12 protein-coding genes and 1 other RNA gene are annotated in these 16523 nt (G+C 53.9%); 7 read left to right on the top strand and 6 right to left on the bottom strand.

All coding sequences use genetic code 11. The features are described from left to right. Positions 1-31: 31 nt before the first annotated feature. The gene (gene argF / locus H7A51_05130) at positions 32-967 is read right to left on the bottom strand and encodes an ornithine carbamoyltransferase (protein MCP5535604.1); all 936 of its coding nucleotides are present in this window, start codon (positions 965-967) and stop codon (positions 32-34) included. Positions 968-1016: 49 nt separating this feature from the next. Next, positions 1017-2255: an acetylornithine/succinylornithine family transaminase gene (locus H7A51_05125; protein ID MCP5535603.1), complete on the bottom strand. Its 1239-nt coding sequence runs from the start codon at positions 2253-2255 to the stop codon at positions 1017-1019. A gap of 115 nt (positions 2256-2370) precedes the next feature. Here H7A51_05125 and rnpB point away from each other — a divergent pair. The 4 genes from rnpB (at position 2371) to H7A51_05105 (ending at position 6047) form a co-directional block, all read left to right on the top strand. Continuing rightward, positions 2371-2776, top strand: an RNA gene (gene rnpB, locus H7A51_05120) — RNase P RNA component class A. 715 nt (positions 2777-3491) lie between these two features. After that, complete coding sequence (locus H7A51_05115) at positions 3492-4028, top strand: hypothetical protein (GenBank protein ID MCP5535602.1); 537 nt, start codon at positions 3492-3494, stop codon at positions 4026-4028. Positions 4029-4288: 260 nt separating this feature from the next. After that, a complete protein-coding gene (locus tag H7A51_05110; protein ID MCP5535601.1) occupies positions 4289-5140 on the top strand; it encodes a hypothetical protein in 852 nt (283 codons plus the stop codon). 127 nt (positions 5141-5267) lie between these two features. Continuing rightward, a complete protein-coding gene (locus H7A51_05105; GenBank protein MCP5535600.1) occupies positions 5268-6047 on the top strand; it encodes a hypothetical protein in 780 nt (259 codons plus the stop codon). A gap of 321 nt (positions 6048-6368) precedes the next feature. Here H7A51_05105 and H7A51_05100 read toward each other — a convergent pair whose 3' ends face one another. The 4 genes from H7A51_05100 to H7A51_05085 are packed head-to-tail and all read right to left on the bottom strand — an operon-like array spanning position 6369 to position 9744. Further along, positions 6369-7925 (bottom strand): IS66 family transposase, encoded by a 1557-nt coding sequence (locus H7A51_05100; GenBank protein ID MCP5535599.1) that lies wholly within the window; start codon positions 7923-7925, stop codon positions 6369-6371. 50 nt (positions 7926-7975) lie between these two features. Continuing rightward, complete coding sequence (gene tnpB / locus H7A51_05095; protein ID MCP5535598.1) at positions 7976-8329, bottom strand: IS66 family insertion sequence element accessory protein TnpB; 354 nt, start codon at positions 8327-8329, stop codon at positions 7976-7978. A gap of 4 nt (positions 8330-8333) precedes the next feature. After that, a complete protein-coding gene (locus H7A51_05090; GenBank protein MCP5535597.1) occupies positions 8334-8702 on the bottom strand; it encodes a hypothetical protein in 369 nt (122 codons plus the stop codon). A gap of 55 nt (positions 8703-8757) precedes the next feature. Next, on the bottom strand, positions 8758-9744 hold the full coding sequence (locus H7A51_05085) for a transposase (GenBank protein ID MCP5535596.1): 987 nt from the start codon (positions 9742-9744) through the stop codon (positions 8758-8760). Positions 9745-9783: 39 nt separating this feature from the next. Between H7A51_05085 and H7A51_05080 the strand changes: the two genes are divergently transcribed. From H7A51_05080 to H7A51_05070, 3 genes are all read left to right on the top strand, one after another. Next, positions 9784-10890, top strand: a complete 1107-nt coding sequence (locus H7A51_05080) for a transposase (GenBank protein ID MCP5535595.1) — start codon at positions 9784-9786, stop codon at positions 10888-10890. A gap of 1069 nt (positions 10891-11959) precedes the next feature. After that, positions 11960-12805, top strand: coding sequence for a UTP--glucose-1-phosphate uridylyltransferase (locus H7A51_05075; GenBank protein ID MCP5535594.1), 846 nt, complete (start codon positions 11960-11962; stop codon positions 12803-12805). A gap of 20 nt (positions 12806-12825) precedes the next feature. After that, entirely contained in the window at positions 12826-16164 is a 3339-nt protein-coding gene (locus H7A51_05070; GenBank protein MCP5535593.1) for a UTP--glucose-1-phosphate uridylyltransferase, read from the top strand. Positions 16165-16523: the final 359 nt, after the last annotated feature.

Below are 16523 nucleotides of genomic sequence, written 5' to 3'. Positions count from 1 at the left end.
GAATCCGGGTTTCAGGGGCCGGATGTCCCGGCTAGGAAAACATGCCACGGAACGTCTGGCCGTAGGCAGCGAGTTTGGCCAGGATGGCTTTCTGGACGTGGAGCCGGTTTTCGGCTTGTTGGAAAATGACGTCGGCGTGACCCTCGAGCACGGTATCGGTGATTTCCTTGCCACGATAAGCAGGCAGGCAGTGGAGCACGATATGGGATGAGTGGGCGTGCCTGAGGAGTTCGGAATTCACCTGGTAGTTGCCGAACAAGGCTTCTTTTTCGACCTGGCCTTCTTCACCCATGGAGAGCCAGACATCGGTGTTGATGACATCGGCGTCTTTGACGGCTTCGATTGGATCGGTGGTCAGGGTAACGTTGGCAGAGTTCAGTCTCTCGACGTATTGGGGAGTCGGCAGACACCCCTGGGGCGCGGCAATGGCGAGTTCAAAGTTCAGCTGCCTGGCTGCCCACATCCATGACCTGGACATGTTGTTGAAGCCGTCACCGACAAAGGCGATTTTTTTGTTCTCCCAGGTTCCGAGGCGTTCACGGATGGTGAGGAGGTCGGCAAGGATCTGGCACGGGTGGGCATCGTCGGTTAGCGCATTGATCGTCGGGATTCCGGAGAAATTGGCGAAATCCACCACATCCTTCTGCGCGAAGGTCCGGATCACCGCACCGTGGACCATCCGGCCCAACACGCGTGCCGTATCCTTGATGGGCTCACCCCGACCCAGTTGCAGGTCGTTGGAGGAAAGGAACATGACGGAGCCACCAAGTTCGCGAATGCCGACTTCAAAGGAAACACGGGTCCTGGTGGATGCCTTGGTGAAAATCATCGCCCAGGTCTGGCCGGTAAGCGGCTTGACCTTGTGGCCGCCGTGTTTTTTACGTTCGGTTTTTAACGAAACGGCGTTATCTATGATTTTCCAGATGCGGTCTCTGGATAGCTCTTCGATGGAGAGTAAGTGGGTCACTGGTATGAATTAATGAATGAGTGGATAAATGGGCGAATACTTGGAGTATTCAGTTTTTAAGCAGTAAATCGAGGGTGTTTTTGAGTATTTTCAATGCCTCGTCGACTTCGCCATCGGTGACATTGAGTGGTGGCAGCCAACGCAAGGTGTCAGGCCCGGCGGGGACGGTCAGCAGCCCATTGGCCATCAGCGCCTTGCAGAGGTGGGGGGCCGGTGGTGATTCATCGGGAACCTCCATGGATTCCCTGTTGAGGGCAAATCCGAGAAGAAGGCCCTTGCCCCGGATGGTATCGATCGCCGGGTGATTCCATGCTGTGACTGCCTGCCGGATCCGTTTTTCCTGATGGCCGGCGTTGATCCAAAGGCCGGATGATTTGATTTCAGTTAGAACGGCGAGAGCGGCCGAGCAGGCGAGGGGATTGCCGCCATAGGTCGAGCCATGGGAGCCGGCATCCATCAGTGCAGATAGCGCGGTGCCCTTTGCATCGATGGCTCTGTCACTCACATAAAAGGCACCGATCGGAAAACCGCCACCCAAGCCCTTGGCCCACGAGATGGTGTCTGGTTTGAGCTCGGGGCAAACAGCCTGCCACCCCATCGGGGTTCCCGTCCGACCCAGTCCGCACTGGATTTCATCCAGCATCAGCAGCAGATCATGTTCCTGACAAAGTCCGGCCACTCCTTGTAAAAACTCGGGCGTAACCTCATGGACACCACCTTCGCCCTGGATGGGCTCCAGCATGATACCTGCGGTGATGTCGGTGATCGCCGATTTAAGCGCCTCAAGATCATTGAGTGGCACATACTTGAAACCTGGCAGCATCGGATCGAACCCTTGCTGGATTTTTGTTTGGGCCGTGGCGGCCATGGATCCAAGCGTCCTGCCGTGAAACGAGCTGTTAAACGTGATCACCTCGTAGCGGGGGCTGCCTTTGGCGTTAGGTCTGGCATGACCAAATCGCCGGGCGGTTTTAATCATGCCGTCATTGGCTTCGGCTCCTGAATTTCCAAAAAACACCTTGCCCGGAATCCTGGTGAAATCTTCAACCAAGGTACGCGCCAGCTCTTTCTGCTGGGGGATTTGGTAGAGGTTGGAGCAATGCATCAGCGTCGATGCTTGTTCACTGATCGCCTTACTCAGTGCAGGGTGGCAGTGGCCGATGCTGCACGTGGCAATGCCAGCGCAGAAATCGAGATAACATTTGCCCTCACTGTCCCACAATCGCGCGCCCTCTCCCCGGACAGCGGTGAGCGGAAAGTTGGCGTAAGTAGGAAGGACGTAAGACATGGTGCGGAAGTTCTAAGTTTCAAATTCCAAATTCCAAGTTCCAAATTGCGAATACAAGTATTCTTGTTGGTATTTGGGATTTGCTAATTGGAGTTTACAGGCGTAGCCTGCGCTCGCCGCTCCCCGGACGGTCGCAGTCCTGCCGGTCTTGTATTGGCGGGGTTGAGGAAAGTCCGGACGCCAAAGGGCAGCGCGCCTTGTGAACAACAGGGGACGACCGGTTCAAGCCTGTCGGACGGAAAGTGCAGCAGAAAACAAACCGCCCCCCTTTGCCAAGGCTTCGGGGGGTAAGGGTGAAAAGGTGGGGTAAGAGCCCACCGCTCCAAGGGTAACCGAGGAGGCACGGTAAACCCCGCGTGGCGCAAGACATAACAGGGGAAGGGTAGCCCGCCCGATCAGGATCCCCGGGTATTAGTCGCACCATCCCGCAAGGGAGGTTTCCCGCAAGGGATAAGATAAATGACCGTCCATCAGCGCGAAAGCACTGAGGACAGAATCCGGCTTACAGGGGAGCGGCAACTTTCCACCTTCTGGGTGGAGCCATCGGTCAGACTCTACAGGGATGTAACCTAGCCTGGAAACTGCCGGCACGTCCTTCTACGTCCTAACAAAAAAACCGGACACAACATCCGGAACGGCTCGGCATGCCTCAAAAAATCCTACCAAACACCGCGCCATTACAAAACTCTCCCCAATCGTGTCAGACCGTCACAAAATTACGACCGCTCAGGCCGGATGTTCCACAGTTCGGGCCTCCATAAATTACGATGACAATGTGGAAACATGGCTATAACTTGACACAAGTCACCCGATGACAATTTGAAAATCTAGTACGATGAGAATTCGGCCGTTAACACTGACAGCGACCGTCGGCAAAAATTGAAAGTGTGACACATACCACACTTTCATCTTCAACATCCAGCCCATCCTATGGACTCTTCACCGACCGCTTACTCTAGAGTTGGGAAGGTTGATATTTGGGAGGTTAACATTCCAATCTAACAATTGTAAAATCCACAATCCACGGCCTGACCCCTCTCCGGCAGCCAGGAGGGTATCGACTTCGAAGGCAACTACACCGCCGCCGAGATCGAGGAGTTCGTCAAAACCACTCAACACCTCTACACCGTCCGCGACACCATCCTGCGCGTAAACCTCCAGTATATCAAAAGCGCCGCCCAGGAGGACAACTACCGCACCGAGCCCGCCTTCAAGCTCCAGGGCTCCTACCGGAACATGAACCGCATCGCCGAAAAAGTGCTGCCCCTCATGACCCACGACGAAGTCCGCGCCCTGGTCATCGACCACTACGAAAACGAGTCCCAGACCCTAACAACAGGAGCCGAGGCAAACCTGCTCAAGTTCAAGGAAATGGAAAACATCCTCACCGAAGAGGAGGCCGACCGCTGGGCCCAGATCAAAAAGGACTTCAACAAAAACAAACTCCTAGGCGGAGCCTCCGAAACCGACCCCATCACCCGAGTCGTAGCCCAGCTCACCCAGTTCAACGACGGCCTAGAGTCCATCCGGGACGTCATCACCGCCGCCGGAACCCACTACGCCCAACCCCAGAGCCTGGCCAAAGACACCATCAGCCAGCTAGAAAAAATCATCTCCGGCCTCCGCGCTGTCCCTGTTGAGGTTGACATCAATCTGATAGCTGATAGAGATGACGGGGTAGAAAGCATGGAAAAAACCTCACAAAAAAAGCCAACAAAGAAGAAACCCGCCATTGAAATCAAACCCGAAGTCCGTCAGAACAAAGAAATCTAGACGATCACCTGTCCTCCATAGCTTTCCTGCCCGCCATCATGTCCTCCGTAGCTTTTTAGCGATGGTGGGAGCGAAGGAGGAAACCCGATGTGAGGCAAGGGGATTAGCTGCTGTATGCACCAATTCTAAATTCAACACCTCTCTTTTTCCCGGCAACTCCCTTATGACTCCATGACAGAGATCCAGAATCCCACCGTGAAAAATCAAATTCATTGCAGTAAGGGTGAGCCAACGAATAATACTGTTCGACCAATAAACTTATGAGCAATATACCACTAGAAGTTGAGCGTGTCCGTGCGATCTCGGATAGTCTGCACAAAAAAGATAAATATTGGGTATCCGTGAAGTCTGGCAACTTCCATCAATACACCAACTATGGCGGTGATCACGATGAGTTTGCGTATATGATCTACTCAGATGGGCGACAGATGGAAATCGACCTGATAGAATGGCTGAGCAAACTGGAGAGTTCAGACTCGTGCCACACTTACACGGAATTCGTCGATGTGCTCGAAATTATCCTCATGAACAAGCTTCCGAGGTATGAGAAGCTTTATGCGGCTCATAAGCGACATGTGACAAAGCGATGCGAAGAGCATGGTGCACCGAAAACTTGGGAGGTGACGATTGCGCTCGAGCTATGGGACGAACAGATGACGATAATACGAAATCTGCCCAAGCTGATTAATTTGTTTAAGAGCAGCAGCACCTACCGTGCCGAGAATGGATTGCCTATCGAGGGTCAAAGCCCGTCAATGTCCATCACAGCTCATTCCGGTGCAACCGTGTCGACATCAAATGTCTCAGGGTCCGGGCATGTCGTAATTCATGGCGATAGCAATGTTGTGACAATCTCCACGAAGAATGACTTATTCAATCAGCTGAAGAAACTTGGGGTGGGTGACGCTCATATAACGCGCCTTAATGCTGCCATGGCCGAAGATGACGAAACACGACCTGAGGGCGATCCTCCTGGCAAGGTCGGCGGGTCAGTAAAAAAGTGGGTCGGCGACATTACGATGGAACTGGCTCAACAGGGAACGGCGGTAGCCAATGGAGTCAGTGGGTCTCTGATCGCAAACCTTATCTGGACATACTTCAGCCTCCTGTAATCAAATCGTCAAACAAGGAGTGGCTACAAACAATTTGCCCACCGCGTACAGTAAGCGTCATGACAATTCAACCATCAGTCCGTCATATACAGCTCCCCCATATTGACGTTAACTTAATTCATTCGTTATGAGTCTAGCATTCAGCATATTAATATCTTCTGTAGTAATTGGAATTTCACTTTTAATCGCAACCATAATCCTATCAAAAAAAGGTGAAATTGCAAATAAAGAGAAAATAAAGAAAGCTATCAAAAAACCTTTGTTTTTTGTACCTATAGCACTGATCCTTTTAGGTGCTACAGGACACTTTATATCCAAAAAATATGGCAAATATGAGGAACATAAAATGCATCAAAGGTCAAATCTTGATCTAGGACATTTCAAAATCTTTGGCTATAAGGGCCTTAAGCTCCGGGCTAATATGCAGGAAGTGATCTATATATATGGGTACCCCGATAAAATAAAACTTGGTCGCAACGATGAAATTGTTGAATACACTAATCAAAAATTAGATGGTAGCTGGCGTTGGATATATCATGGGCAAACAAGCATTGTGGTTGTTTTTCGACTATCAGAGCACGATGAAGGCAATCAGGTAATAAGAATAGGAATTTATCATAATGATGGCGATTTTGATTTTTCTAGAATTGATGGAAATGACTTAATGATAAGTGATAAAAGCGGAGAGTTGATTCAAAACCCACATGGAGCATTATTTCACGGGCTCACGACTTATGATAAAATGCAGAGTTTATATGGACCTCCCAAACTGCTAAGAAAAATTAAAGAGAATGCATCCGAGGCATTTTACGAGAAACTAGGAGTTTCGTTCATGTATCTGAACAGACGTGTGATAAGACTAGATATTTGCTATCGTCCATACCCTATTGAACTCATGGATTTATGAAATAACTACCTGAAATTGCAAAGGCCTAGCAACTAATTTTTGAAAGGGCTAATTTTAAGGAGGGCAGGCATGAATGGCACTTCCTTAAGCGAAGGTATATAAAGGGACATATATCATATGATCGGTGTTAGAAGATCATGCTTTAAAAATGGCGTAGGTTTGCCTTAACAGGTGCAAGGACTGCACCCACGAAGTCGGTTTGAAAATTTGATTTCTTAACCAGCGGAGTAAGCGATCCGTGAAGAGCCTTCTGAGTAGGCTTGATATTCACGATGAAAGTGTGATATGTGTCACACTTTTAATTTTTCCCAATAGCCGCGTTCAAGCAGCGGCTGCGTTTTCCTGAGTTGCGGTCCGCACCCATGCGGCGGGGAGGAGTTTGTGTAGGTCGTCCTTGTTGGTCGTGGTCAGGAGTTTTTCAAAGACCCATTTCAAATACGCGTAGGGGTCTTTGCCGAGGATGCGGCAGTTTTCAACCATGGTGTAGAGCACGGCACTGCGCCAGCCGGTTTCCTCGCCTCCGATGAAGAGCCAGTTCTTGATGCCTATTTTTGTGGGACGCACGCCGCGTTCGACGGAGTTGTTGTCGATGTGAACCTCCCCATGGTGAAGGTAGACGATGAGTTTGCTCCACTGGTTCAGTGCATACGCCGCCGCCCCACCCAGGCCGCTTTTGGGCAGGTGTTTGTTTTTAACTTTGGTGGTGAGGTGGTGGAGGCGTTTAGTGATCGGGCGGCTTTGCCGTCGTCGGTGGTATTTGCGGACTTCGGGAGCCGAGTCCTTGTATTTTTCCTCGATCCGGTAGAGTTGCTGGATGAGGCGCAGGATCTTTGCCGCAAGCACGGGGTCTTCCTCCAGGTTGTCGTAAAATTTGCGACGGGCGTGTGTCCAGCACCCCGACTGGGTGATGCCTTCGTTGTCGCCGGACCATTTGTTGTAGGCACCGTGGCCGTCACTTTGGAGGATGCCTCTGAAAGTATCTTTTTCGTCTGCGTTGCCGAGGATGGCGGCGAGGCAGCTGGAGTCACGGCCTGTCTGCCAGTCGTAGACGATGGTGTTGTGCGCGGGGTTCTGGTAGAGCCAGAGGTAGCCTTTTCTTGTACTGCCGTGTCCGGGGCTGAGGTAGTCGATGGGGGTTTCATCGGCCTTGACGTAGCTGCTTTTCCGGAGGTCGCTGACGAGGAGTTTCCAGAGGGGCTGGAGGAGGTCTGCGCCGACTTCCATCCAGTGGCTCATGGTGTTGCGGGGGATGTTGATGCCGTGGCGACGCGACATGATTTGCTCCTGCCGGTAGAGCGGGAGGTGGTCGCAGTATTTGCCGGTGACGATGTGGGCCAGCAGCGAGGGGGTGAGGATGCTGCCTTCGAGGACGGTGGGCGGCAGGGGCGCGGTGTGGATGCTGGGTATGGCCTCGTTCTTTTTGACGTAGGTGGGCCGGATGATGAGTCGGCGGGTGTAGCGGCCGGGTTCGACATCGAGCCGCTCGCTGGTGCGCTGGCCTATGCGGCGGTAATCCCCCGGGTTGGCCCGGACTTCATCGGGGATGATGACTTCCTCAACGGTGGGGAGGTTGGCGGGCAGCCGGGGTTCGCGGGGCTTGCGCTCGCGGACGGGCTTGAGTTCGCTCTTGAGTTCTTCGGTGTTGTCAGCCGCCGGTGCGTCCTCTTCGCCGTCGGCGGCGCAGGGCTTTTTTGCCGCGTCGGGGTCGAGAAGGAGTTCAAGCTGGGCGGGGTCGAGCTTTTCGCTTTTGCTGCCGTAGATGATGCGGATGAGATGGTCGACCTTTTTTTCAAGCAGGGCGATTTGCTCGCGCTGGCTTTCTATCAGCTCACGCTGTGAGGCGATGATTCTGTCTTTGTCCTCCTCCGTCCGGGTCACATACTAACAACGTCACCAGGTGATGCTTTCTTTCTAACATTTGCGATTTTTTACGGCTTTTCATACCATGCGCGTTTGCATCCGTCGCGCAGGTCGATGCCGTCGGTGAGCATGGCAAGGGCGGTGGCTTCAAGGCTGATTTTCCCGTGCTTGCTGTGGCTTTGTTTTGGCCAGCTGTAGCGTCCCTTTTCAAGTCGCTTGGAGAGAACCCACAAGCCACTTCCGTCCCAATGGAGGATCTTGATGAGGTTGCGGCGTTTGTTGGTGAAGAGGAAGGCGGCTCCGCTTTGGGGATCGGCACGGAGTTTGTTTTGCACGACGACGGAGAGCCCGTTGAAGCTCTTGCGCATGTCGCAGGGTTCGGTGGCGAGGTAGATTTTGAGGCCGCTGTTGAAGGTGAGCATTGTTCTAGCGAGTCAGGGTTTTGATCAGGGCGGCGGCCAGCGGCACCTGGCTGGCGTCGGCAAGGTGGATGCGGTTTCCACCACCGAGTTCAACGACCAGGCCTGCTGCGGGTGAGGCGGCCGGTGTAATTTCCACCAGTGAGTCAAGAGCAGGCCGGGCCTGCTTCGCCTCCTTGCGTTTGCGAACCCAAGAGGCGAAGGTCGGGTAGGTCAGCCCATACTTGCGGGCGAATCCCAGTCCGCTCATCGAGCTGCGTTCAAAGGCGTCGAGCAGGGCTTCTTTGTGTTCCGGACTGAGGCGCATACGCCCTAGCTCGTCTGTGGTGATCGGGATCAGGGGAACGTCGTTTTCAATAAGTGTGATAGATTCCATAGCTATGACACTTACACCATCTTCCGACCTCAGAGGAGATTTGAGTGAGGGCTCTTCATCGACCGCTTACCCAGCGGATGAAGGTCACGCCCGTCTGCTTAAGCCTCTGCCAGTCTTTGTATAGCCTTGGCAACTCCCCTCCTAACTGGCTGGCTTCACTTTGCGCCTGCTCAAGACGCTTGTCCATCCGCTTGCGGTTTGTTGTGTTCTCGATTCCCTCTTCTTCCCTGATGGTTTCCTCAAAGCGTGTCAGCAGGTTGTGGCTCAGGGTGATGAAGAGAGCCTGCATCTCCCGCGCGGCCTCCGTGCTCCCCCATGCCTTTATCTCGCCAAGCTTGTTCTTGAACACATCGAAGATTTTCTCGATGTCCCAGCGCATGCGGTAGAGCTGGGCAATGAGTCCCGGCGGGAAGCTTGAGCTTGTCAGGTTGGTCAGCAATACCAGGTCGCGTCCGCTCTGCGGGCAGCGGTAGGTGATGCGCCGCAGCATGACTCCGCCGCCGTATCCTGCGAGTTCGTCGCTGATTACTCCGGCGTTAACCGGATCCGCGGTGTCAAACCCAAGGGGCATCGGACTCACCGGGCGCATGTTGTCTTTTTCAAGGCTCAGGAAGTAAATGCCGCCCGCTTGCTTCCACTTGAACCACTGGGCGAAATCGATTCCGGCCTTATCCCACACGTAGATGACCTTCCTTCCCTTTGGCGCGCCTTGGCGCAGGAGCTCTCTGTCGAGGGACTTGAGCAGGGTGATGTCGTGGTTTTTCTCGGTCTTCCTTGTCCGCCGTTTTTCTTTCTTGTTGCTCAGGGCGAGGTGATTACAGGTGAAGTTTCGCAGGTTCAGTGTGTAGAGGTGGCCTACGGCTGTTTTCCTTCCCTTGTAATCACGCTGGTCATGGGAGGCGGCGGCATGAAAGTGGCCGTCCCCCGCGAAAATCTCAAAATCATCAAGGGCCGCATGGCTTGCCGGACCGGGATGGGATGGATGGTTGCGCGGAGCGGTGGCGGATGCGTATAAAGGGACAGGCCTTTTATAAAGAAGCACATTGACTACTCCTCTTCCTGATGTTTTACTGCCCTTGTCATGCGTCAGCCACGTTTCCTATCCCCCTCTGCTGAAGTCACGGCTTCCCTGTATCACTGCGTGTCCAGGGTTGTTGATCGGCAGTTTGTGTTGGGTCGCGAGCAAAAGGACGTGTTTGTCCGTATGATGCGCGAATACGAGGCGTTTTGTGGGGTTCGGGTGCTTGCCTACTGTATTATGAGCAACCATTTTCACCTGTTGGTGGAGGTTCCCCCGAAGGTCCAGGGAGAAGCTGTGGAAATTACGGATGAGGATTTTCTGGCTCGTCTCAAGCCCTTGTATTCGACGGTGTATTATCGGGGTATCGAGCAGATGCTGAAGAAGTTTCGTGCAGACGGCGCGGATAAGGCTGCTGCAGAGCTCAAGGAGAAGTTTACCTGTCGGATGCATGATCTGTCCGAGTTCATGAAGGGGCTCAAGCAACGTTTTACGCAGTGGTATAATGGCGCGAACGGTCGGCGCGGAACCTTGTGGGAAGGGCGGTTCAAGAGTGTGCTTGTGGAGGATGGCTATGCTGCGCGGGTGATGGCCGCTTATATCGATCTCAATCCGATCCGGGCGGGCATGGTGAAGAATCCCGAGGATTACAAGTGGTGTTCATACGGCGAGGCGATGCAGCCGAAAGCGAACTCCGGCAGGAAAAAAGCGCGCGACGGGATCTGTCGGATACTTGAGACCCATGAGGAAATTGGAAACAAACCACCCGAACCGCAGTTTTGGAACAAGGGGGCGGCGGATCACTACCGCATGATGCTCTTTGCCGATGGCGAGGAGGTATTTGCGGAAGATATTCACGCTGGCGATGTGCCTGACAACCAGAAGATCAAGCGCGTTAGAAAAGGGTTCAAGCGTAAGAACGTGGAAAAGGTGTTAGCCAAGGGTGGTAAACTCAGCTTTGGCGAAGCCATGCGCTGCAGGGTGCGGTATTTCAGCGATGGCATGACCGTGGGAAGCCGGGAATTTGTCGATCAGATATTCAAACAGGCACGCGATCGCTTTGGAGAGAAACGCAAGAGCGGTGCCCGGCCGATGTGTGGTATTGAGTGGAAGCAGCCCAAAAAGCAAATCTACTCGATGCGACAACTTGTGAAAACCCCGCTTGAGTAAATCGTTAGGACGAATTCAAGAAGCAAATAGTCTTATGCTCTACCGTCCACAACACAACTTTCCAGGACAGGAGTCTGAAAGTGCCTCCGCCGGGCAGCAAACACTCCAAGCTAGAGTCTTGCCAAAGACACCCACACCCAGCTAGAAAAGATCAGAGAGGGGGCCAGAGAGGGGGCAGTTCGTGAATCGTGAATTTTACTATTGTTAGTCTGTCTTGTTAGCGTGGCAAAAGCTACCCTCTCAAAGACTAGTCGCTGTCGCGAATCCTGATCAACTGCCGCCGCGCCCAGCACCCCGCCGACGGCCTGTCACGCGTCGTGCTTGGCTGACATCGCACAACGGGCGTAATGAGGGGTGGTGCCCACGGGCGAGCTTTGCGAGTGCAAGTCTCTCCCTGATTGTGGCTGCCTTCCCCGAGGGGGCCCCTTCCACAGCGGCTCCGGACGCAGCTCCGGCAGAGCGTCGTTCCTCCTCACCGCCTGCGCCCCGTCCTCCACCTCTCATCAGTAAGCGCTCAACGTAGCACCATCTGAAAGGCCTTTGCCGTAGCAAAGTCGTGTCGTATATGTCGTAGGTATGACACCTACGACAGAACTTTGCAAAGTGGATGGAGAGCTTATCAAGACAGACTGTATGGGTCGGATCAGGGTGAGTTCCGAGCATCGTGAGAAGCTACTCGATACATTTGAGACCAGTGGCATGAGTGGCATGGGTTTCGCCAAATACTGCGGCGTAAAATACACCACATTCGCCTCGTGGGTTGTTAACGGCCGAATTCTCATCGTACTAGATTTTCAAATTGTCATCGGGTGACTTGTGTCAAGTATTAGTAATGTTTCCACATTGTCATCGTAATTTATGGAGGCACGAACTGTGGAACATCCGTAAGAGGGCTTGACACAGTAGCCTCTGAAATATCTTCAGAGCAACAGTAGGCTGTCGAAGATGTCGTAGGCATCGGGGCAATCGTCAATGGTCACTCGCTGTTGATGAAGCGATTACTCACGCAGGTGAAAATGAAGTTGGCATAATCCGATCTTTGCCTAGTGTCAGGCATCATTTCCAACACATGAAGCCTCGTAAAGCCCTTATTACCGCTGCCAATCCGGCAGAACAACATCTCCCACTTCAAACCATCACCAACGCGGTCGGTGAGTCCAAATCAGTGATCGAGAATTCCCTGGATGAACTGTTTGCCTCGGGGATCGAGTCGGTAGCCATTGTAGTCGTTCCCGGAGCTGTAGGCGCTTACAGAGCTGCTGCCGGGGCGCATGCTGGAGCGATTCAATTCATTGAACAGGAATCCCCCAGGGGCTACGGTCACGCCGTCTGGTGTGCCCGTGAGTTTTTGCATGGTGAAGCCTTTGTTTTGATTGTGGGCGACCATTTGTTTATGAGCCATACGGATGAACCCTGTGTCAAACAGCTACTGGCGCAGGCCTCTGAGCACGATGCGTATTTCTCGGCCGTCCAGGTGACGGATGAGAGCCAGCTGCATCTTTACGGGACTATAGGCGCCCGCCGGGACCCTTCCCAGCCGTCTCTCTTTGAAGTGAATGCGATCATTGAAAAACCTACCCCGACACTGGCGGAACAGGAGCTGATCATCCCGGGTTTGCGGCATGGGAAGTATCTCTGTTTTTTTGGAATCCAAGTGCTGAAGCCTTCGATTATTGATCTGCTGGATCGTCAGGTGGCCGGGTTGCAAGAAGGCGAGAAGCTGGGGCTGACACCTGCACTGGCAGAGATTGCCCGGTCGGAACAATTTCTGGCTGCCGAGCTGAAGGGGACGCGGTTCAACCTGGGGGAAAGACATGGTTTGTTACGGGCTCAAATTGCGCTGGCGCTGGCCGGTCCCCACCGGGACGACATGCTGGTTTCCCTGATCGAGCTGTTATCTGTCGCCAAATCCTAGGTTTTCACATTCCTGTCATCATGGCATCACAACTTGTTTCCATCATTGTATCAACCGACCCTGCTGAGCGGGATGTTGCACTTGCTTCAGTCTGTGCGGAGCTATCGCTGGCCGGGCTGCTTGCCGAGTGCGAAGGCCTCGATGCCTTTCGCAGGGAATCCGGGAACCTCTACGACCGGGTGAGGGCACTCTTTTTTCTCTATGCGATCCACCGGTTTCATTTGCCTGGGAAACTCGATGCCCAACAGGTGGGAAGCATTCCATTCAAAGGTTATGAACACCTGTTGCAGAGGCGTTTTGGCGAGGCGATCGACCTGTTTCTTGGCGCGGTGCGCAAACAGGGACCCGGCGACGCGCTTGCCTCAGCGCTCGCCTCGGCCTACCACCAGCTGGCATTCCAGACCCTGGCAAACCAGGTAAGGAAATCGGTGCGCACGGTGAGGGGGAACCAGTGGATGTTCCGTATGGGCCACCCTGCCGACCATCCGCTCCGTATTCGCCCCGAACTCGTGCAGCCCGCGAGCGATGGTGCCCTGCCGATCCTGCGCGAGAGGACGCCGGTGCGGATGGACCTCTCCCACTCGGGGTGGTCAGATATTTTTTTCCTAGGGATGGACTATCCCGAGGGGGCGCGCGTGCTGAATGTCTCGGTGGATCTGGGCGTGCATGGTCGGGACAAAACGCCAAGGCCACCGGTGGAAGCCTACTTACGGGTGATCGATGAGCCGGTGATTCGACTGACTTCGGTCGACCTTCGTGCCAGCGTAAGAATCGACGCGCTCGGGGAGGTGTTTGACTTTGCCAAGGATTATCTGGGTTTGTTAAAAGCAGCCGTGATAGCAGCGGGGATTGTCCCTCCTGGTATTGAAGGTTCCGGTATGAAGCTCGACCAGTTGTTAGGTCGTGTTTTTGGTCCTGGTAGGGGATTTGAACTGGTCTCCTCCGTTAATGATATTCCGAAGGGTTCCCGCCTGGCGGTTTCGACCAATTTGCTCGCAGCCCTCATCGGCGCGCTGATGCGTGCGACGGGGCAAACCAAATCGCTCACCGGCCCACTGGAGGAAAACGAGCGTCGCCTGATTCTGGCGCGTGCCATCCTTGGTGAATGGATTGGTGGCTCTGGCGGCGGTTGGCAGGATTCCGGCGGCGTCTGGCCCGGCATCAAACTCATCACCGGTGAGCAGGCGGCTGAGACGGACCCTGAATATGGTGTGTCCCGCGGTCGGTTGATGCCGGTGCACCACGTTTTTGACGACGATGAAATCCCGTTGGCTTCCCGGCAAGCGTTGCAGGATTCGTTGGTGCTCGTCCACGGCGGGATGGCGCAGAATGTGGGCCCGATCCTCGAAATGGTGACTGAAAAGTATCTGTTACGCTCGGCTGCTGAGTGGGTGGGGCGGAAGCAGGCGCTGGCGTTGCTCGATGAGCTGATCGATGCTCTCAAGCGTGGTGACATCAAAGCGCTCGGTGATGCCACAACACGCAATTTTTACGGTCCCTTGCAGACCATCATTCCCTGGGCCACCAACCTGTATACCGAAACCCTGATAGAAAACGCCCGTGACTACTTCGGCGGGGATTTCTGGGGATTCTGGATGTTAGGTGGCATGTCGGGTGGTGGTATGGGTTTCATTTTTGCACCACACCGCAAGCAGGAGGGACAGGAAAAGATGCAGCAGTTTATGGATGCGGCCAAACAGCGCCTACAGTTCGCCCTGCCCTTTGCCATGGACCCTGTGGTCTACGATTTTTCGATCAACCCGAACGGCACTTGTGCCGACCTGTTATGTGGCAGGGATTCGCTGCTGCCGCCGATGTTTTACCAGCTCAATGTGCCTAACATGTTGCAGCTTGATCCTGCCAAGCTCACATCCACCCAGCGGGGGGATTTGGATCACTTTGCGGCGGCATCACGTGATAAACCTGAATTCGGCAATGCGATTGTCCAGTTGTTCGACACACTCTTTCCCAAGGAAGGCAAGGCAGGTGAGGGGGCGGATGCATCGTTAAGTCAATTGCTGCGGGAGAATGGCTTTGATCGTGAACTGCACAACCAGGTGCGCAAAGACCTGCTCGCAGGTCGTATCGGTCTTTCCCAGAATCGCCTCCCTGCCTCGTCCCAGATTACGGATGTCTCACCCGGTGACGTGACTGATATTACCGGTGAGCCTCTCCCGAGGGTTGCCGAATTGACCTCGCTCGGGAACGAGGCACTCAAAAACGGACAGGTGGCCGTGGTCACCTTGGCTGCCGGTGCCGGCTCGCGTTGGACCGGTGGGGCCGGAACATGCAAGGCGCTGAATCCATTTGCTCCGTTAGATGGTAAATACCGGTCGTTTATCGAAACCCACCTGGCGAAGTCGCGTAAAACAGGTGCGTATTCCGGTTCGCCGGTCCCTCATGTGATCACGACATCCTACCTGACCAATGCACCGACCGCTGAATTTCTATCCGCCGCTGAAATGTACCATTACCCTGGCCAGCTGTTGCTCTCCCCCGGAAGATCGGTGGGCCTGCGCATGGTTCCCACCGAGCGGGACCTGCGATTTGCCTGGGAGGAAATGCCCCAGCAACGCCTCGATGAACAGCAGCAGAAGATGCTCGACTCCCTGCATGCGGCCTTGATCAACTGGGCAAAGTCAACGGGTGAAGCGTCCGACTACACCGACAACCTACCGCTCCAATGCCTCCACCCGGTCGGTCATTTCTTTGAGATACCCAATCTTATTTTGAATGGAACCCTCCGTGAACTGCTGCTGGGCCAGCCACAGCTCACAACTTTGCTACTTCATAACATCGATACCCTGGGTGCCAATATCGATCCTTTGTTGTTGGGCTTGCACCTTGACCAGGGAAATACGCTCGACTTCGAAGTGATCACACGCCGGCTCGAGGACCGGGGTGGGGGACTGGCCAGGGTCAATGGCCGGCCGCGCCTCGTCGAGGGCCTGGCGATGCCCCGCGAGGAGACCGAATTCGGCCTGTCCTATTATAACACCCTGACAACATGGATCGATATTGACAAGCTGCTCGGCGTCCTCGGACTGACCCGAGAAGATATTCTTGAAAACAGGGAGGCTCTGATCGCAGAGGCCGTGCGCGGTCTGGCATCGCGCCTCCCCACGTATTTGACCCTCAAGGAGGTTAAAAAACGATGGGGGCACGGACAGGAGGATGTTTATCCGGTGACACAGTTCGAAAAAATCTGGGGCGACATGTCGACCCTGTCCGATGTTGACTGCGGGTATTTTGTCGTGCCGCGGTTGCGTGGCCAACAACTCAAGGACCCGGCCCAGCTCGATGGATGGCTGCGGGATGGCTCGGCTGATTATATCCGTTCTCTCTGTCAGTGGGACTAACCTGGATTTACCTGAGAGGGGAAAATAGTAATTAAGTTGTGAAATAGATAGTACGGTAATGGTGTCATCCACCACGAAACCATCCTCGCCCAAAGTTTGGCCTCATCTCTGTCAAGACAAGGCCATGGAGATGAAGATAGGCGATACGTCCGGCCAGGCTTTAAGAACTTTTTTGAATGAGCTCCTCCGAAGCACTACCAAGAATCAAGGATTGCGTGTTCGGATGGTGATCAACAAGGTAGCGTGACAAGGGAATGAGATCGGGCTTCAACTGCACTTTTTTATACAGTCCTTACCAAAAATTCTTAATGGGGGGGATGTATGAAGTATCAGGATATGAAAACCTAGCGTATTTGGCG

It is taken from the genome of Akkermansiaceae bacterium, from assembly GCA_024233115.1.
Taxonomy (GTDB): domain Bacteria; phylum Verrucomicrobiota; class Verrucomicrobiia; order Verrucomicrobiales; family Akkermansiaceae; genus Oceaniferula.
Note: the sequence above shows the minus strand (reverse complement) of the source record. Positions and strands in the feature narration are given on the sequence as shown.